This window comes from Sphingomonas sp. NPDC092440, from assembly GCF_044754985.1.
Classification (GTDB): Bacteria; Pseudomonadota; Alphaproteobacteria; order Sphingomonadales; family Sphingomonadaceae; genus Sphingomonas.
Genome location: NZ_JBIVQA010000002.1, coordinates 136,341 through 154,144, shown reverse-complemented (window position 1 = coordinate 154,144; position 17,804 = coordinate 136,341). Strand labels below are relative to the sequence as shown.

Annotated in this window: 19 protein-coding genes; all 19 read right to left on the bottom strand. The window is 66.1% G+C overall.

What is annotated here, in order from left to right:
* Positions 1-26 precede the first annotated feature (26 nt).
* The 19 genes from ACIQCS_RS03590 to ACIQCS_RS03500 all read right to left on the bottom strand — a co-directional run bounded on the left by ACIQCS_RS03590 (position 27) and on the right by ACIQCS_RS03500 (position 17,801).
* Entirely contained in the window at positions 27-803 is a 777-nt protein-coding gene (locus ACIQCS_RS03590) for a type III pantothenate kinase (RefSeq protein ID WP_345851933.1), read from the bottom strand.
* 10 nt (positions 804-813) lie between these two features.
* Positions 814-1,521, bottom strand: coding sequence for a biotin--[acetyl-CoA-carboxylase] ligase (locus ACIQCS_RS03585; RefSeq protein ID WP_345851932.1), 708 nt, complete (start codon positions 1,519-1,521; stop codon positions 814-816).
* A 47-nt stretch (positions 1,522-1,568) separates the two neighbouring features.
* The gene (gene nuoN, locus ACIQCS_RS03580) at positions 1,569-3,017 is read right to left on the bottom strand and encodes an NADH-quinone oxidoreductase subunit NuoN (RefSeq protein ID WP_345851930.1); all 1,449 of its coding nucleotides are present in this window, start codon (positions 3,015-3,017) and stop codon (positions 1,569-1,571) included.
* Complete coding sequence (locus tag ACIQCS_RS03575) at positions 3,017-4,615, bottom strand: NADH-quinone oxidoreductase subunit M (protein ID WP_345851929.1); 1,599 nt, start codon at positions 4,613-4,615, stop codon at positions 3,017-3,019. Before ACIQCS_RS03575 ends, nuoN begins: the two co-directional genes overlap by 1 nt.
* Positions 4,612-6,696, bottom strand: a complete 2,085-nt coding sequence (nuoL, locus tag ACIQCS_RS03570) for an NADH-quinone oxidoreductase subunit L (protein ID WP_345851928.1) — start codon at positions 6,694-6,696, stop codon at positions 4,612-4,614. Before nuoL ends, ACIQCS_RS03575 begins: the two co-directional genes overlap by 4 nt.
* Before the next feature lie 109 nt (positions 6,697-6,805).
* Positions 6,806-7,111, bottom strand: a complete 306-nt coding sequence (gene nuoK, locus ACIQCS_RS03565; RefSeq protein WP_086129652.1) for an NADH-quinone oxidoreductase subunit NuoK — start codon at positions 7,109-7,111, stop codon at positions 6,806-6,808.
* On the bottom strand, positions 7,108-7,719 hold the full coding sequence (locus tag ACIQCS_RS03560; protein WP_345851926.1) for an NADH-quinone oxidoreductase subunit J: 612 nt from the start codon (positions 7,717-7,719) through the stop codon (positions 7,108-7,110). Before ACIQCS_RS03560 ends, nuoK begins: the two co-directional genes overlap by 4 nt.
* A gap of 33 nt (positions 7,720-7,752) precedes the next feature.
* Positions 7,753-8,238 (bottom strand): NADH-quinone oxidoreductase subunit NuoI, encoded by a 486-nt coding sequence (gene nuoI / locus ACIQCS_RS03555; RefSeq protein WP_345851925.1) that lies wholly within the window; start codon positions 8,236-8,238, stop codon positions 7,753-7,755.
* Positions 8,239-8,689: 451 nt separating this feature from the next.
* Positions 8,690-9,745 carry an NADH-quinone oxidoreductase subunit NuoH gene (nuoH, locus tag ACIQCS_RS03550; protein ID WP_345851924.1) on the bottom strand — a complete coding sequence of 352 codons (1,056 nt, stop codon included), beginning with the start codon at positions 9,743-9,745 and terminating at the stop codon, positions 8,690-8,692.
* Positions 9,742-11,760 carry an NADH-quinone oxidoreductase subunit NuoG gene (gene nuoG / locus ACIQCS_RS03545; protein WP_345851923.1) on the bottom strand — a complete coding sequence of 673 codons (2,019 nt, stop codon included), beginning with the start codon at positions 11,758-11,760 and terminating at the stop codon, positions 9,742-9,744. The genes nuoH and nuoG overlap by 4 nt, the downstream gene beginning before the upstream one ends.
* A gap of 1 nt (position 11,761) precedes the next feature.
* Complete coding sequence (locus ACIQCS_RS03540) at positions 11,762-12,334, bottom strand: hypothetical protein (protein ID WP_345851921.1); 573 nt, start codon at positions 12,332-12,334, stop codon at positions 11,762-11,764.
* Between the two features lie 80 nt (positions 12,335-12,414).
* Positions 12,415-12,999 (bottom strand): hypothetical protein, encoded by a 585-nt coding sequence (locus tag ACIQCS_RS03535; protein WP_345851920.1) that lies wholly within the window; start codon positions 12,997-12,999, stop codon positions 12,415-12,417.
* Entirely contained in the window at positions 12,996-14,294 is a 1,299-nt protein-coding gene (nuoF, locus tag ACIQCS_RS03530) for an NADH-quinone oxidoreductase subunit NuoF (protein WP_345851918.1), read from the bottom strand. The genes ACIQCS_RS03535 and nuoF overlap by 4 nt, the downstream gene beginning before the upstream one ends.
* Positions 14,295-14,468 (bottom strand): hypothetical protein, encoded by a 174-nt coding sequence (locus tag ACIQCS_RS03525; RefSeq protein WP_345851916.1) that lies wholly within the window; start codon positions 14,466-14,468, stop codon positions 14,295-14,297.
* On the bottom strand, positions 14,468-15,136 hold the full coding sequence (locus tag ACIQCS_RS03520) for an NAD(P)H-dependent oxidoreductase subunit E (RefSeq protein WP_086129643.1): 669 nt from the start codon (positions 15,134-15,136) through the stop codon (positions 14,468-14,470). Before ACIQCS_RS03520 ends, ACIQCS_RS03525 begins: the two co-directional genes overlap by 1 nt.
* On the bottom strand, positions 15,136-15,480 hold the full coding sequence (locus ACIQCS_RS03515; protein WP_345851915.1) for a nuclear transport factor 2 family protein: 345 nt from the start codon (positions 15,478-15,480) through the stop codon (positions 15,136-15,138). Before ACIQCS_RS03515 ends, ACIQCS_RS03520 begins: the two co-directional genes overlap by 1 nt.
* 1 nt (position 15,481) lies before the next feature.
* Complete coding sequence (locus tag ACIQCS_RS03510) at positions 15,482-15,670, bottom strand: hypothetical protein (RefSeq protein ID WP_345851914.1); 189 nt, start codon at positions 15,668-15,670, stop codon at positions 15,482-15,484.
* On the bottom strand, positions 15,667-16,902 hold the full coding sequence (locus tag ACIQCS_RS03505; protein WP_345851913.1) for an NADH-quinone oxidoreductase subunit D: 1,236 nt from the start codon (positions 16,900-16,902) through the stop codon (positions 15,667-15,669). Before ACIQCS_RS03505 ends, ACIQCS_RS03510 begins: the two co-directional genes overlap by 4 nt.
* A complete protein-coding gene (locus ACIQCS_RS03500) occupies positions 16,902-17,801 on the bottom strand; it encodes an NADH-quinone oxidoreductase subunit C (protein ID WP_345852115.1) in 900 nt (299 codons plus the stop codon). Before ACIQCS_RS03500 ends, ACIQCS_RS03505 begins: the two co-directional genes overlap by 1 nt.
* Positions 17,802-17,804: the final 3 nt, after the last annotated feature.

The following is a 17,804-nucleotide window of genomic DNA, read 5'->3' as shown; positions in this document are numbered from 1 at the left end:
ACCCCGGCCTCCTGCCGGGATGACGGCTATCTACTGGCGCGTTCCCACAGCATCGCCAGCCCCTGGATGGTGAGATCCGCCTCGAGCGCATCGAACACATCCGTGTGCTTCTCGAACAGCACCGCGAGACCGCCGGTGGCGATCACCTTCACGGGGCGGCCGATCTCGGCCTTCATCCGCGCGACCAGCCCCTCGATCATCGCGACATAGCCCCAATAGATGCCGATATGCATCTGGTCCACCGTGTTGCGACCGATCACGCTGGCGCTCTGCGGCGCGGTGATCGCGATGCGCGGCAGCTTGGCCGCGGCAGTGACCAGCGCATCCAGCGACAGGTTGATGCCGGGCGCGATGATCCCGCCCTTATAGGCGCCGCGATAATCAACCAGCTCGAACGTGGTGGCGGTGCCGAAATCGATGATGATCAGGTCGCCGGGATGGCGGGCATGGCCGGCGATCATGTTGAGTGCGCGGTCCGCGCCCAGGCCCTGGGGCTCCTCCACGTCGAGCGGGAAGCCCCATTCGGCCTCGCCCTGCCCGGCGATCACCGCCTCGGTCTTGAAATATTTGCTGCTGAGCACCTGCAGATTGTGCAGCGCGCGGGGCACCACCGTGCCGATGATCACTCCGGTGACGTCCGAACGGTCATAGCCCTCCAGGCTGAGCAGCTGGCTGAGCCACACCGCATATTCGTCGGCCGTGCGCCGCGGATCGGTGGCGATCCGCCAGCGCGCCCGAACCTCGCCGCCTTCGAGCAGGGCGAAGACGACATTGGTGTTGCCGGCATCGATCGCGAGCAGCATGGCGGGCCTCTCAGAGCAGGAACACGTCTGCGGCGTGAATGGCATGGCTGGTGCCGTCGGCCAAGCGCAGGATGAGCGCGCCTTCGCCGTCGAGCCCGCCGAACAGCCCGTCGAGGCTGGTGCCGTCGGCGAGCCGGGCGGTCAGCGCGGTGCCGATCGGATGGGCGCGGGCGAGCCAGCGCTCGCGGACCGGCGCGATCCCCTCCCGCCAGCGCGAGACCCAGCGGGCGAAGCTCTCCGCCAGCGTCTCCGCGAAGAGCTGCGGATCGGGGGTAACGCCGTGCGCGGCCAGGCTGGCGGCCTTGCGGTCAATGTCCTCCGGGTGATGTGCCAGGTTGACACCGAAGCCCAGGATCACGGCGTCCCCTACCCGCTCGAGCAGGATGCCGGAGAGCTTCGCGCCGTCGATAAGGACATCGTTCGGCCATTTCAGCATCGGTTGGCCGGGGGCCGGACCGGCAGCCTGGATCACCGAGGCCGGGGCCCGGCCCTCGCCGGGGAACAGGAAGGTCGAGACCGTCTCTTCCAAGGCAACGGCCGCCACGAGCGCCAGCGTTGCGGGCGCCGGCTCCCCCAGGCGCGTCCGCACCAGCGTGGACACATAGAGATTGCCCGGTGGCGACTGCCAGGCGCGGCCCTGGCGGCCCTTGCCTGCACTCTGCCGTTCCGCCCGCAGCCACAGGCCTTCGCTCGCCCCACCCCGGGCGAGCTCGGCCATGTCGGCATTGGTCGATCCCGTCTCCGCGACGGTCCGAACGGTCGCGATCAGAACAGCGCCTTCGCGGCGGCGCCGGTCCAGACCTCGAGATAGCCGAGCAACGGCCAGCCCAGCGGCGAGATCACCGCGGCGGCAACCGTCAGCAGCATGCCCTCGACCGGGTCGGTGCGGCCGCCAAAGGCCGGCGCCGGCTCGTCGAAATACATCACCTTGATGATGCGGAGATAATAATAGGCGCCGATCGTCGAGGCAGCGGCGGCCACCGCGGCGAAGACATAGAGGCCCGCATGCACCGCCGCCAGGAACACCTGCAGCTTCGCGAAGAAGCCGAGCAGCGGCGGGATGCCGGCCAGGCTGAACATGAAGATCGCCAGCGCCACGGCGAGGCCGGGCCGCGTGCGCGACATGCCGGCCAGGCTCGAGATCGTCTCGACCGGGCGCCCCTCATGATCGCGCATCTGCAGCACCACCAGGAAGCTGCCCAGCGTCATCACCACATAGATCGCGACATAATAGAGCACGCTGGACACGCCCGCCTCGCCACCGGCGGCGAGGCCGACCAGCGCGAAGCCGACATTGGCGATCGACGAATAGGCAAGCAGCCGCTTGATATTCTCCTGGCGGATCGCCGCGACGGAACCGAAGATGATCGACGCCAGTGCGGCGAAGACCACGATCTGGCGCCAGTCGGCGATCGCCGGGCCCATCGCGTCGATCGCCACCCGGGTGGCGAGCGCGATCGCGGCCACCTTCGGCGCCGAGGCGAAGAAGGCGGTCACCGGGGTCGGCGCGCCTTCATAGACGTCCGGCGTCCACATGTGGAACGGCACGGCCGACATCTTGAAGGCCAGACCCGAGAAGACGAACACCAGGCCGAACAGCAGCCCGATCTTCTGGTCGCCCGAGGCATAGGCGTCGGCAATGCCCGAGAAGAGCGTCGTACCCGAGAAGCCATAGACCAGCGAGATGCCGTAGAGCAGGATGCCCGAGGCCAGCGCGCCCAGGACGAAATATTTCAGGCCAGCTTCCGCCGAGCGCGTGTCGCGCCGCATGAAGCTGGCGAGGATGTACGCCGAGAGGCTCTGCAGCTCGAGGCCGACATAGAGGCTCATCAGGTCGCCCGCCGAGACCATCATGCCCATGCCTGTCACCGCGAGCAGGATCAGCACCGGATATTCCGGACGCAGATCGTCGCCGGAAGTCTGCTGGAAGAAACGCGGGGCGATCAGGATCGAGACGCCGGCGGCCAGGAAGATCAGCGCCTTGGCGAAGGCGGCGAACATGTCCGGACGATAAAGGCCGCCAAAGGCCTCCCCACCGGCCGAAGCCGGGCCGGCCAGTGCGATGCCGGCGCCGATCAGCACCGCGATCGCGGCCCAGCTGACCAGTTTGGTCGACTGGGCGCCGCCCCATGCGGCGACGAGCAGGAGGAGGATGGCGCCCAAGGCGAGCACCAGCTCGGGCAGCGCCATCATCAATTGCAGCGAATAGTTCATTAGTGCGCCTCCCCGTGCGCGGAGGCTTCTGCTGGAGCGCCCTCGGGCGCGTGCGCAGCAGGGGCAGCTTCGTGATGGGCGGCAGGCGCGGCCTTGCCGACGGTCGGCAGCGAGTCACCGGCAGGCGCGGCACGCTCGAGGCGGGCAACCAGCTTCTGCACGTCGCCGCGCATCGGCTTCATGAAGCTCTCCGGATAGACGCCCATCCAGAGCGTCACCGCGGCCAGCGCGCCGAGCATCGCGAACTCGCGCAGATCGAGATCCGGCATCGCCTTCACATCGTCCTTGGTCAGGTCGCCAAAGGCGACGCGACGGTAGAGGTACAGCATGTACGCTGCGCCCAGGATGATGCCGGTGGTGCCGAGCAGCGCATAGAGCGTCGAGACCTGGTAGAGGCCGGCAAGGCTCAGGAACTCGCCGATGAAGTTGCTGGTGCCCGGCAGGCCGACCGAGGCCATGGTGAACAGCAGGAACAGCACGGCATAGCGCGGCATGTTGATCGCCAGGCCGCCGTATCGGCCGATCTCGCGGGTGTGCAGGCGGTCGTAGATCACGCCGACGCAAAGGAAGAGCGCGCCCGAGACCACGCCGTGGCCGAGCATCACCATCATCGCGCCCTCGATGCCCTGCGCGTTGAACGCGAACAGGCCGAAGGTGACGATCGCCATGTGCGCGACCGACGAATAGGCGATCAGCTTCTTCATGTCGCTCTGCACCAGCGCGACGAGCGAGGTGTAGATCACCGCGACGGCCGACAGGGCAAAGACCAGCCAGATGAACTGGGCGGACGCCTCCGGGAACATCGGCAGCGAGAAGCGCAGGAAGCCATAGCCGCCGAGCTTCAGCAGCACGCCCGCCAGGATCACCGAACCGGCGGTCGGCGCCTGCACGTGCGCGTCGGGAAGCCAGGTGTGGACCGGCCACATCGGCATCTTCACCGCGAACGAAGCGAAGAAGGCCAGCCATAGCCATGTCTGCACATGCGCCGGGAAGTCGTGCTGCATCAGCGCCGGGATCGACGTCGTGCCGGTGGTCAGGATCATGTAGAGGATCGCGATCAGCATCAGCAGCGAGCCGAGCAGCGTGTACAGGAAGAACTTGTACGACGCATAGATGCGGTTGGCGCCGCCCCAGATGCCGATGATCAGGAACATCGGGATCAGGCCGCCTTCGAAGAAGACGTAGAACAGCATCAGGTCCTGCGCCGCGAAGGTGCCGATCATCAGCACTTCGGTGGCGAGGAACGCGGCCATATATTCGGGCACGCGCTTCTCGATCGAGAGCCAGCTCGCCCCGATGCAGATCGGCATCAGGAAGACCGAGAGGACGATCAGCAGCAGCGCGAAGCCGTCGATGCCCAGCGCCCAGGCGAACTCGGCGCCGCCGATGCCGAACAGGCGGACATGCTCGACGAACTGCCACTGGGCAGCGCCGTCACCGGTCTGGAAACCCGACCATAGCAGGATGCCGAGCGCCAGATCGACAAAGGTGGCGGCAAGCGCCAGCCAGCGCGCCGATTGCGCGTTGAGGAACAGGCAGGCGACCGCGGCGACCGCGGGCACCGCCAGCATGACGGTGAGGATCGGGAAGCCGCTCATCGCGCGATCACCCAGGTCAGCGCGGCAGTGAGGCCGATCAGCATGATGAAGGCATAGGCGTAGACATATCCGGATTGCAGCCGGGCAGCGCCGAAGCTGCCGAGCTGGACGACCCTGGCGGCACCGTTCGGGCCGAACCGGTCGATCGTGGCTTCGTCACCCTGCTTCCAGAACAGGCGGCCGATCGCGAAAGCGGGGCGCACGAACAGGAAGTTGTAGAGTTCGTCGAAATACCATTTGTTGAGCGAGAAGAGGTAGAGCGGGCGGAACGCCTCGGCGAACTTCGCGGGGAAGCCCGGCGACACGATGTACGCGCCATAGGCGACGGCCAGGCCGCTCAGCATCGCGATCGTCGCGCTGAGCTTCACCCACACCGGCACCTCGTGCATCGCGTGCATCAGATGCTCGTTGAAGGCGATGGCGCCGCGCCAATAGCTCTCGCCCGCGCTCGGCTCGATGAACGCGCCGTGGAAGACGAAGCCGGCGAAGATCGCGCCCAGCGTGAGCAGCACCAGCGGGATCAGCATCACGACCGGGCTCTCATGCGGGTGATAGCCCGCCGTGCCCTCGGCATGATGGCCGTGCAGGATCTCGTCCGCGGTCGGCGCGCGATCGCTGACTTCCGCCTCGCTGTCATGATGCGCGTCATGGCCATGGCCGTGATGATCATGGACGGCGTGCTGGATATGCTCCGAGCCTGCCCAGCGCGGCTTGCCGTAGAAGGTGAGGAACACCAGGCGCCAGCTGTAGAAGCTGGTGAGCAGCGCCACGAGCACGCCGACCCAGAAGGCGCTGGTCTGCCCCGCGGCATAGCTCGCCTCGATGATCGCGTCCTTCGAATGGAAGCCGGCAAAGCCGAAGGCGACCGGATTGCCGAACAGCGCCGGAATGCCCACGCCGGTGATCGCCAGCGTGCCGAACAGCATCGTCCAGAAGGTGACCGGGATGTGCTTACGCAGGCCGCCATAGAAGCGCATGTCCTGCTCATGGTGCATCGCATGGATCACCGAGCCGGCACCCAGGAACAGCAGCGCCTTGAAGAAGGCGTGCGTGAACAGGTGGAACATCGCCGCGCCATAGGCGCCGACGCCGGCGGCGAAGAACATGTAGCCGAGCTGCGAGCAGGTCGAATAGGCGATCACGCGCTTGATGTCGGTCTGCGTCGTGCCGACGGTGGCGGCGAAGAAGCAGGTCGCGGCGCCGACGAACGTCACCACGCCGAGCGCGACGGCGCTCTGCTCGAACATCGGCGACATGCGGCACACCATGAACACGCCGGCGGTCACCATGGTCGCGGCGTGGATCAGCGCCGACACCGGGGTCGGGCCTTCCATCGCGTCCGGAAGCCAGGTGTGCAGGCCAAGCTGCGCCGACTTGCCCATCGCGCCGACGAACAGCAGCAGGCAGAGTACCGTCATCGTGTCGAAGCGGTGGCCGAGAAAGCCGATCGTCGAGCCGTGCATGTTCGGCGCGGCGGCGAGGATCGTCGGAATGTCGATCGTGCCGAACACCAGGAAGGTGCCGAAGATGCCGAGCATGAAGCCCAGGTCGCCGACGCGGTTGACCACGAACGCCTTGATCGCGGCGGCGTTGGCGCTCGGCTTGCGGAACCAGAAGCCGATCAGCAGGTAGGAGGCGAGGCCCACGCCTTCCCAGCCGAAGAACATCTGGACCAGGTTGTTGGCGGTCACGAGCATCAGCATCGCGAAGGTGAAGAGCGAGAGATAGGCGAAGAAGCGCGGCTGGTCCGGCTCCTCGCTCATATAGCCCCAGCTATAGAGGTGGACGAGCGCCGAGACGCTGGTCACCACCACGAGCATCACCGCGGTCAGGCTGTCGACGCGCAGCGCCCAGTCGACCTGCATCGAGCCGCTCAGCATCCAGGTGAACACCGGCGAGATCGTCGGCTCGGCATTGCCGCCGAGATACTGGAGGAAGATCGGCCAGCTGAGCCCGCAGGCAAGAAACAGCGAACCCGTGGTGATCACCTTGGGGAACGTGCTGCCGAAGGACTTGTTCGAAAGCCCGGCCACGGCTGCCGCGAGCAGCGGCAGGAATACGATGAAATGGATCGACGACATCAGAAGAACCTCGTCCCCCCGGCGAACGCCGGGGCCTCAGGCGAGAGCGCGGGACAGGAGCCGCACGAGATCCCGGCTTTCGCCGGGATGACGGAATTGGGCACGCGCATCACCCCTTCATCCGATTGACGTCTTCGACCGAGATCGTGCCGCGGCCGCGGAAGTAGATAACGAGAATGGCGAGACCGATCGCGGCCTCGCCGGCAGCGACGGTGAGCACGAACATCGCAAAGACCTGGCCCACCAGGTCGCCGAGCGCGTTCGAGAACGCCACCAGGTTGAGGTTCACGGACAGCAGGATCAGCTCGATCGCCATCAGGATGACGATCAGGTTCTTGCGGTTCATGAAGATGCCGAGCACGCCCAGCGTGAACAGGATCGCGCTGACGACGAGATAATGCGTAAGGGTGATCACAGCTCGACCCCCTGCCCCACGGGATGGTTCACGTTGCGGGTCGCGTCCTTGGCGCGGCGTTGGACCTGGCGGCTGATCTTCTGCGGCTTGACGTCGGTGCGCGGACGCAGCGTCAGCACGATCGCGCCGATCATCGCGACGAGCAGCACCAGGCCGGCGCCCTCGAACACGAACAGGTAGCGGGAATAGAGCAGCTGGCCGATCGCCTCGATATTGGGCACCTTGGCATCGACCGGCGCGACCCGGCGGCCGAGCTGGAGCGCACCGGCGCTATAGGCACCCACCGCGATCAGGATCTCGGCCACCAGCGCGACGGCGAGCGCCACGCCCACCGCGGCATAGCGCATCACCCCGGCGCGCAGCTCCGCGAAGTCGATGTTGAGCATCATGACCACGAACAGGAACAGCACGGCGACCGCGCCGACATAAACGATGACGAGCAGCATCGCGATGAACTCGGCATGGGCGAGCACCATCAGGCCGGCGGCGTTGAAGAACGCCAGGATGAGCCACAGGACGGAATGGACCGGGTTGCGCGACAGGATCGTCATGGCGCCGGAGGCGATGACGACTGCCGCGAACAGGTAAAAGGCTAAAAGCTGGATCACGGAATCAGGTTGCCCCTGTAGATTGGCGTGCGCTTAACGGTACGGTGCATCGGCGGCAAGGTTCGCGGCGATGGCGCGCTCCCAGCGGTCGCCGTTCTCGAGCAGCTTCTCCTTCTGGTAGATCAGCTCCTCGCGACTCTCGGTGGCGAACTCGAAGTTCGGGCCCTCGACGATGGCATCGACCGGGCAGGCCTCCTGGCACAGGCCGCAATAGATGCACTTGGTCATGTCGATGTCGTAGCGCGTGGTGCGGCGGCTGCCGTCCTCGCGCGGCTCGGCCTCGATCGTGATCGCCAGCGCCGGGCACACCGCCTCGCACAGCTTGCACGCGATGCAGCGCTCTTCGCCATTGGGATAGCGGCGCAGCGCATGCTCGCCGCGGAAGCGGGGCGAGATCGGGTTCTTCTCGTACGGATAGTTGATCGTTGCCTTGGGCTTGAAGAAATACTTCAAGGTCAGCGCATGCGCCTTGACGAATTCCCAGAGAGTCCAGGTGCGGATGAAATGGGCGATGCTCATTGCGCGCTCTGACCCTGAGGGCCAGCCTTCTCCGATATTGTGCAGCTATACTTAAATTCGGTTGCGGAGAGTTTGGAAGCCAACTCCACCTCCGCACTCACGGGCCGCAGGCCTTGTCGTTGATAGACCGTCGAGACCGTGTAGCCCTTGACGCTACCTACCACCAATACCGAGTCACTGCCGACACCAGGTTTGGGAGGCAAGGCCATAATGATCAAGTCACCTTTAGACTTCAAAGGCTTACCGTTTAATCCTAGCGTCAGCGCAATTGCTGTACCGCGCTGGTCGCCTCCCCAAATGAGTTCAATGTTTTGATGAGAAGCGGCTTTGTCTGTCGCGACACACGATAGAGCGACGCTAAACGGCCCCGATATCTGAGTTTCCTGCGCTCGCGATTGAGGCGCAAAAAACACTCCAAGAAGTCCAGCCGCGAGAGCAGTTCGAACGGAGATCATACCGGCAACCCCACCCGCTGGATCATCAGCCAGCCCGAGACCAGGAAGACGAACAGCAGCGACAGCGGCAGGAAGATCTTCCAGCCCAGGCGCATCAGCTGGTCGTAGCGGTACCTGGGCACCGTAGCCTTCACCCAGCTGAAGCAGAAGAAGAAGACGCACATCTTGAGCAGCAGCCAGATGATGCCCGGCACATAATAGAGCACCGGGATGTCCAGCGGCGGGAGATAGCCGCCCCAGAACAGCGTCGCGTTCAGCGCGCACATCAGGATGACGTTGGCATATTCGCCCAGCCAGTAGAGCGCGAAGGCCATCGACGAATATTCGGTCTGATAGCCGGCGACGAGCTCGCTCTCGGCCTCGGTCAGGTCGAACGGCGCGCGCTGCGTCTCGGCCAGCGACGAGATGAAGAACACCACCGCCATCGGGAAGAGCAGCGGGTTGGCGAAATAGCCGTTGACCCAGCCGAAGATCGCCGAGCCCCGCTGCGCCTCGACGATGCCGCCGACATTGAAGGTGCCGGCCCAGAGCACGACCGAGATCAGCACGAAGCCGATCGAGACTTCGTAGCTCACCATCTGCGCCGCGGCGCGGATCGCCGAGTAGAAGGGATATTTCGAGTTGGACGCCCAGCCCGCCAGGATGATGCCATAGACGCCGAGCGACGAGGCCGCGAGCACGTAGAGCAGCCCGACATTGATGTTCGACAGCACCACGCCCGCCTGGAACGGCACCACCGCCCACACGATCAGCGCCACCGTGAAAGTGATGATCGGCGCGAGCAGGAACAGCGTCTTGTTGGCGCCCGACGGAATGATCGTTTCCTGCAGGAAGACCTTCAGGCCGTCCGCGAAAGACTGGAGCAGGCCGAGCGGGCCGACCACGTTCGGGCCGCGGCGCAGCGCCATCGCCGCCCAGATCTTGCGGTCGACATAGATGATCATCGCCACGGCGAGCATCAGCGGCAGCGCGATGACCAGGATGCCGACGATGGTCGCCACGAACCACGCCCATTCGAAGGGCAGCCCGAGCCATTGGAAAAACGGAGTCATTCTGCGGCCTCTGCGAAGTCTTCGCCGTGGATCAGCTCGGCCGAGCAGCGCTGCATCGTCGGCGACGCACGGCAGATGGCGTTGGTGAGATAGAAGTCGGCGATCGGATAGCCGAGCGCGCCCTTGGCCTTGGCCGCCAGCTTGGGCGGCGAGAAATCGTAGCCGGCCAGGCCCTCGCGGCCCAGCGCCGGCACGTCGCCCGCCATCTCGGCGCGCAGCTGCTCGAAACTGTCGAACGGCAACGTGTGGCCGAGGCGATCGGAGAGCGCGCGCAGGATCGTCCAGTCCTCACGGGCGTCGCCAGGGGCGAACACCGCGCGATCGGCGCGCTGCACGCGGCCTTCCAGGTTCACATAGGTGCCCGGCTTCTCGGCATAGGTCGCGCCCGGCAGGATCACGTCGGCATGGTGCGCGCCCTGATCGCCGTGATGGCCGATATAGACCTTGAAGCTGTCCTTGAAGCTCTCGAAATTCACTTCGTCGGCGCCGAGGAAGAAGGTGAGCTTCGGCGCCGCGGCGACGATGTCGGCGATGCCGCCCTTTCGGGCATAGCCGAGCATCAGCCCGCCCATGCGCGCGGCGGCGGTGTGGACGACGTTGAAGCCGTTCCATGCGCTTCCGGTTTCGGTGGCCGGCCGCTGGAAGGCCGAGGCCATCGCCAGCGTGGCGCCCTGCCCTTCCTTGAGCGCGCCCGGGCCGACGATCAGCACCGGCTTCTTCGCCGCGTCGATCGCCTCGGCCGCATTGTCCGGCAGCTTGCCGAGGATCGACAGGTCGTTGCCCAGCCACTCGACCTTGTAGGTCAGGTCGGTCTCGGGCCCGATCGCGAAGACCTTGGCGCCCTTCTTGATCGCCTTGCGCACGCGCGTGTTGATCAGCGGCGCCTCGAAACGCAGGTTCGAGCCGACCAGCAGGATCGCGTCCGCGTCTTCCACGCCCGCGATGGTGGTGTTGAACGCCACCGAGCCGAGGTTCGACACGTCATAGGCCAGGCCAGTCTGGCGACCTTCGAGCAGGTCCGAGCCGAGCGCCTTCACCAGCGCCTTGGCCGCGTACATCGTCTCGCAGTCGACCAGGTCGCCGGCGATCGCCGCGACACTCGATCCGGCCTGCTTGGCGGCGGCGGCGATCGCGTCGAACGCTTCGTCCCAGCTCGCTTCGACCAGCTTGCCGTCCTTGCGGACATAGGGCTTGTCGAGACGGCGGCGGACCAGCGCGTCGACATGGTAGCGGGTCTTGTCGTGCGCCCACTCTTCGTTGACGTCCTCGTTGATCCGCGGAAGCACGCGCATCACCTGCCGGCCGCGGCTGTCGAGGCGGATGTTGGTCCCCACCGCGTCCATCACGTCGATCGACAGGTTCTTCTTCAGCTCCCAGGAGCGATATTCGAAGGCGACCGGCTTGTGCGTCAGCGCGCCCACCGGGCAAAGGTCGACGGCGTTGCCCGAAAGCTCGCTCTTGAAGGCCTTTTCCAGATAGGTGGTGATCTGCATGTTCTCGCCGCGATAGATCGCGCCGATATCCTCCACGCCGGCCACTTCCTCGCCGAAGCGGACGCAGCGGGTGCACTGGATGCAGCGGGTCATGATCGTCTTGATGATCGGACCCATGTACTTCTCGGTCACCGCACGCTTGTTCTCGGTGTAGCGCGAATGGCCGCGGCCATAGGCGACCGACTGGTCCTGCAGGTCGCACTCGCCGCCCTGATCGCAGATCGGGCAGTCGAGCGGGTGATTGATCAGCAGGAATTCCATCACGCCTTCGCGCGCGGCCTTCACCATCGGCGAATCCGTGCGGATCTCCTGGTTGTCAGCGGCGGGCAGCGCGCACGAGGCCTGGGGCTTGGGCGGCCCGGGCTTCACCTCGACCAGGCACATGCGGCAATTGCCGGCGATCGACAGCCGCTCATGATAGCAGAAGCGCGGGATCTCCTTGCCCGCGGCCTCGCAGGCCTGGAGCACGGTGGCGCCCGCAGGCACTTCCACTTCGATTCCGTCGACGGTTAGCTTCGGCATTCTAGTTCGTTCCCCGCGCGGCCGAACCGCGCATCTTGTAGAGTCCCTCGGCGAGCACGCCGTGGATCTCGGCGCCGCTCAGGTTCAGCTTCTTCCTGCCCGCGCAGGCGTTGATCGCCGGCACGATCCGCTTGAAGGCCGCGGCCTCGGCGGGCGAGCGCCGCGCGCTGCGCACGAATGCATCGCTCGCGACCGGATCGCGCCCCGCCACACAGGCGCCGAGCGCACGGCTGCCGGTCGCGCCGTCCGCCACGGCATTGGCCGGCTCCGGCACGGCCGGGCTGGCAAGATAGAGCTGCTCGATCAACGCCCAGCGCACGAAGCGGCCGCCCGCGCTGACCTCTTCGGCGCGCGCGCCGCAATGCGCCTCGGCGAACAGGCCCAGCACATTCGCGGAAGGGCGCTCGCCCGGAACGCCCTGTTCGATCACCTTGCCCGCGTCGCCCGGCTCCTTCGCCACCGCGCAGGCGGCAAGCGCGTGCAGCCGCGCCTCGCCCGCCGTGCTGACCGCCCAGTCCGTATCTTCCACGGGCCGATCGAGGCGCGCATTGCCCTGCGCGGACATCTGGCCCATGTCGACGCCCCAGGGCGTCTGGGCATGCGCACTCGCGCCCCCAAGGACGCAAAGGGCCGCAGCCAGGGCGAAGCACCGCCTCATTGCGCGGCGCTGCCCTTGCGATAGGCCCACAGACCCTCGGCGACGCCGGCGCGGAGCTGCGCCTTGCTGAAGCCCACCTTGGCGCTGCCCGGCGTGCAGCGGCCGACCGCGGTGACCACGGCCGGGAGCGCCGCGCGCTCTTCCGCCGAGCCTTCGCCGGTGCGGACGAGCGCATCGGCCGCGACCGGATCGCGCGTCACGGCGCAGCGGGCGAGATCATATTGGACCAGGTTCGGATCGCCGCTGCCCTGGAAGGGCGCCGGATCGCCGGCAAGCGCCGCCGGAGCAGCCGCATAGGTCTCGGTATAGACCTGCCGGGCGATCGCACCGCGAACGATGTCCTCGCCACGATCGCGGCCGATGATCGCGCCACAAGCGCCGTTCTTGTCGGCCAGCTTCTTCGCCGCGCTCTTCGATTCCCCGCTGCCGATCTTCGTCGCGAGCAGCGCGGTGGCGGCCGTGCGATCGGCATCGACCGCGCACTTGCCAAAGGCGGCCGGGCCCTCGGCATTCTGCGCATGCGCCACCGGCACGATCGCCAGCATCGCCGGGACCGCAAGCATCATCAGGACCTTGGTCATTCCGCTGCCTCCTGCATGCCGGCACCTGCCTGGCGTTCGTTGATCCGGCGCTCCAGCTCCGGACGGAAATGACGGATCAGGCCCTGGATCGGCCACGCCGCGGCATCGCCGAGCGCGCAGATCGTGTGGCCTTCCACCTGCTTGGTCACCTGCTGGAGCGTGTCGATCTCGCTGATGTCGGCGTCGCCGGTGCGCAGCCGCTCCATCACGCGCCACATCCAGCCGGTGCCTTCACGGCACGGCGTGCACTGGCCGCAGCTCTCATGCTTGTAGAAATAGCTGAGACGCGAGATCGCGCGGACGACGTCGGTCGACTTGTCCATCACGATCACGGCGGCGGTGCCCAGGCCCGAGCCGAGGGCGCGCAGCCCGTCGAAATCCATCGGGCAGTCCATGATCTGCGCCGCCGGCACCAGCGGCACCGACGAGCCGCCCGGGATCACCGCAAGGAGGTTGTCCCAGCCGCCGCGAATGCCGCCGCAATGTTTCTCGATCAGCTCGCGGAACGGGATCGACATGGCCTCTTCGACCACGCACGGCTTGTTCACATGGCCCGAGATCTGGAAGAGCTTGGTGCCCTTGTTGTTCTCGTTGCCGAAGCTGGCGAACCATTCCGGACCGCGCCGCAGGATCGTCGGGACGACCGCGATCGACTCGACATTGTTCACCGTGGTCGGGCAGCCATAGAGGCCCGCGCCTGCCGGGAAGGGTGGCTTCAGCCGGGGCTGGCCCTTCTTGCCCTCGAGGCTCTCGAGCATCGCGGTCTCTTCGCCGCAGATGTACGCGCCGGCGCCGCGATGGACGAACACGTCGAAATCATAGCCCGACTTGCACGCGTTCTTGCCGAGCAGGCCGGCGTCATACGCCTCCTTCACGGCGGCGAAGAGCGTCTCGGCCTCGCGGATATATTCGCCGCGGATATAGATGTACGCCGCGCGCGCGCGCATCGCGAAGCCCGCGACCAGCGCGCCTTCGATCAGCTTGTGCGGATCGTGGCGGATGATCTCGCGGTCCTTGCACGAGCCCGGCTCGGACTCGTCGGCGTTGATCACCAGGAAGTTCGGCCGATCCGGGCGTGGTTCCTTGGGCATGAAGCTCCACTTCATGCCGGTCGGGAAGCCGGCGCCGCCACGGCCGCGCAGGCCCGACGCCTTGATCCTGTCGATGATGGCGTCCTGTCCGATCGCCATCAGATCCTTGGTCTTGTCCCAATCGCCGCGCTGCTGGGCAGCCGGCAGGTTCCACGGCTGGAAGCCGTAGACATTGGTGAAGATGCGGTCCTTATCCGCGAGCATTTATCGGCCCTTCCCCACCATGTTCTGAATAAAGATATACGCGAGCACGCAGAGCCCGAGCACGATCGCGATGCCGACCAGCTTGAAGGCGATCTTCAGCGCCCAGCCGAGCACGACGATGCCACCGATGATCGCGAGAATGACGAAGACGAGGTTCTTGGTCTCGGGCTTCATCACCATTCCCCCCGATAATCGTGGTTCCCGGTCTCCATCGCCGCCAGATTGGTCGGCTCGCCGAGCGGTTCCACGGTGTGGCGGCCGGGCTCCTGCGTGCCGGTCTTGGGGCTCTCGCCCCGCGCCAGCGCGTCGAGGATCACGAGAGTCCGGTCATAGTCCAGATCCTCGTAATTGTCGTCGTTGATCTGGACCATCGGCGCCGAGGAGCAATTGCCCATGCACTCGACCTCGGTGAGCGTGAACAGCCCGTCCTCGGTGGTGTGGCCCTTCTTCAGCCCGCGCGCCTTGCAGGCGGCCATCACATCGTCCGAGCCGCGCAGCATGCACGGCGTCGTGCCGCAGACCTGCACATGATAGCGGCCGACCGGCACCAGGTTGAACATGGTGTAGAAGGTCGCGACCTCGAAGATGCGGATGTACGGCACGCCGAGCTCGCGCGCGACGAACTCGATCACCGGGATCGGCAGCCAGCCTTGGGTGTTCGTCTCCGCGCCGACCTGGCGCTGGGCCAGGTCGAGATAGGGGATGCTGCACGAGAGCTGCCGGCCCGCCGGATAGCGGCCCATGATTTCCTGTGCCTTGACGGCATTCTCCGCCGTCCAGGCGAAATTGCCCCAGCGCGCGCGGGTTTCCGCTTCGTTGGGAAGTTCGGGTGCGTCGGCCATTAACGGATGAACTCCACGCGATCGACCAGGTCGTCGGCGAAAGAATAGATGGACATAACTTCGAAGGGCTCGCTCTCGGGCGAGCGGGCGACTTTCTCGTGGAGCACCACGGTGTCGCCCAGCACATAGCTGCTCAGGATGTCGGCGCGGTTCTGCGGGAACTCGGCGAACATCGCCTTCAGCCCGGCGCGCACGCCTTCCCGACCCTCGCGCAGCACCGCGCCGCGATAGCCCGCCTCGCAGGCACCGTCGGTCATCAGCGACACATACGCGTCGGCATCCTGCGCGTTGTAATGCGCGATCATCTCGTGCGCGATCGCGATGCGGTTGGAAGATTGGGGCATGTCAGCCATTCCCCTCAGCCTGAACCTTCGCTTGCCGCTTAACTTGAAAGCGAGCGAAGGTCAGGATCGCAAAAATCAGCGCCGTACCAAGGCCCGCAGGCCAAGCGAACTTGGAATCACCCCAAATCGCCAGCACAAGCGCCAGGACGACACCGAGCGCGAAAATGGAATTGCGGAGGTCGGCACTCACCGGTCGCACTCCCCGAACACGATGTCGAGCGCACCCAGGATGGCGGTGATGTCGGCGAGCATATGGCCCTTCGACATGAAGTCCATCGCCTGGAGATGGCTGAACGCGGTCGGGCGGATCTTGCAGCGATACGGCTTGTTGGTGCCGTCCGAGACCAGATAGACGCCGAACTCGCCCTTCGGGCTCTCCGTCGCGACATACACATCGCCCGCGGGCACGTGATAGCCTTCGGTGAAGAGCTTGAAGTGGTGGATCAGCGCTTCCATCGACTGCTTCATCTCGCCACGCCGCGGCGGCGCGATCTTGCGGTCGAGGGTGAGCACCGGGCCTTCCGGCATCTGCTGGAGGCACTGCTTCATGATGCGCGCGGACTGATAGACTTCCTCGACGCGGACCATGAACCGGTCATAGCAGTCGCCGCGCGTGCCGACGGGAATGTCGAACTCGACACGGTCGTACACGTCATAGGGCTGCGACCTGCGGATGTCCCAGGGGATGCCCGCGCCGCGGATCATCGGGCCCGAAAAGCCCCAGGCCACCGCGTCCTCGCGGCTCACCACCGCGATATCGACGTTGCGCTGCTTGAAGATGCGGTTCTCGGCGACCAGGCTCACCGCGTCGCCGAACAGGCGCGGCAGGCGCGTGTCGAGCCATTCGGCGATGTCGGTCAGCAGCTTGAGCGGCACGTCCTGCCGGACGCCGCCGACGCGATACCAGTTCGCGTGCATGCGCGCGCCCGAAGCCCGCTCGAAGAAGTTCATGCAGTCTTCGCGCAACTCGAACATCCACAGGTTCGGCGTCATCGCGCCGACGTCCATCACGTGCGAACCGAGGTTCAGCATGTGATTGCAGATGCGGGTCAGCTCGGCGAAGAACACACGCAGATACTGGCCGCGCAGCGGAACCTCGAGGTCGAGCAGCTTCTCCACCGCCAGCACGAAGCTGTACTCCATGCCCAGCGGCGAGCAATAGTCGAGCCGGTCGAAATAGGGCAGCGCCTGAGTATAGGTCTTGTACTCGATCAGCTTCTCGGTGCCGCGGTGGAGCAGGCCCACATGCGGATCGATACGCTCGATGATCTCGCCGTCCAGCTCGGTCACCAGGCGCAGCACGCCGTGCGCCGCCGGGTGCTGCGGACCGAAGTTGATCGTGTAGTTCGCGATCTCGGTATCGCCCTTTTCCGGCTTGCCGCCGTCGGTGACACCTTCGATCTCGTCGAGATATTCAGCCATTACGCTTCACCCTCCGGCGCCTTCCTGGCGCGCGGCTTGCGGGGTTTCTTGACCAGGTCCGGATCGGCGGGCGCCGGACCGGCCTCGGGACCGGACTTGCCGGCGCCAGTGTCGGCGGTGCTGTCGCTGGTCTTGGGCTTGGCCACTTTCGCCTTGGTCGCCTTGGCGGCGGGCGCGGGCTTCCCGGCCTCGTCCGCGGTCAGCGGTGTCGGCGCGCCCTTGGCCTCCGGCTGCGGCTTGGGGGCCGGCGCGGGCGCAGGGGCCGGCGCGGGGGCCACCGGAGCAGCCGCCTTCTCATCACCCGGCAGGACGTATTTCGCGCCTTCCCAGGGGCTCATGAAGTCGAAATTGCGGAAATCCTGGGCCAGCGTGACCGGCTCATAGACGACGCGCTTCGCCTCTTCCGAGTAGCGCAGCTCGACATAGCCCGTCAGCGGGAAGTCCTTGCGCTGCGGGTGGCCGACAAAGCCATAGTCGGTCAGGATGCGGCGCAGGTCGGTATTGCCCGCGAAGAGCACGCCGTACATGTCGTACACTTCGCGCTCGAGCCACCCCGCGACCGGCCAGACGCCGGTGACGCTGGGGACGGGCTTCTCCTCGTCGGTGCGCACCTTCACCTTGATGCGGTGGTTCCGCGTCAGGCTGAGCAGGCAATAGACCACTTCGAACCGCTCCTCGCGGTCGAGATAGTCGACGCCGGCAATCTCCATGAGCTGCTGATACTCCAGGCCCGGCGTATCGCGCAGCAGCGTGAGCCCCTCGACCGTGCGGGCGCGGTCCAGCACCAGGTTCACTTCGCCGACACTGTCCTCGGAGAAGAGGAGGATATCGCCAAGCGCCGCCTTGGCCGCCTCGATCACGCCCTCGTTCGACGCGAAGCGCGGCGCGGAGGTCTTCACCAC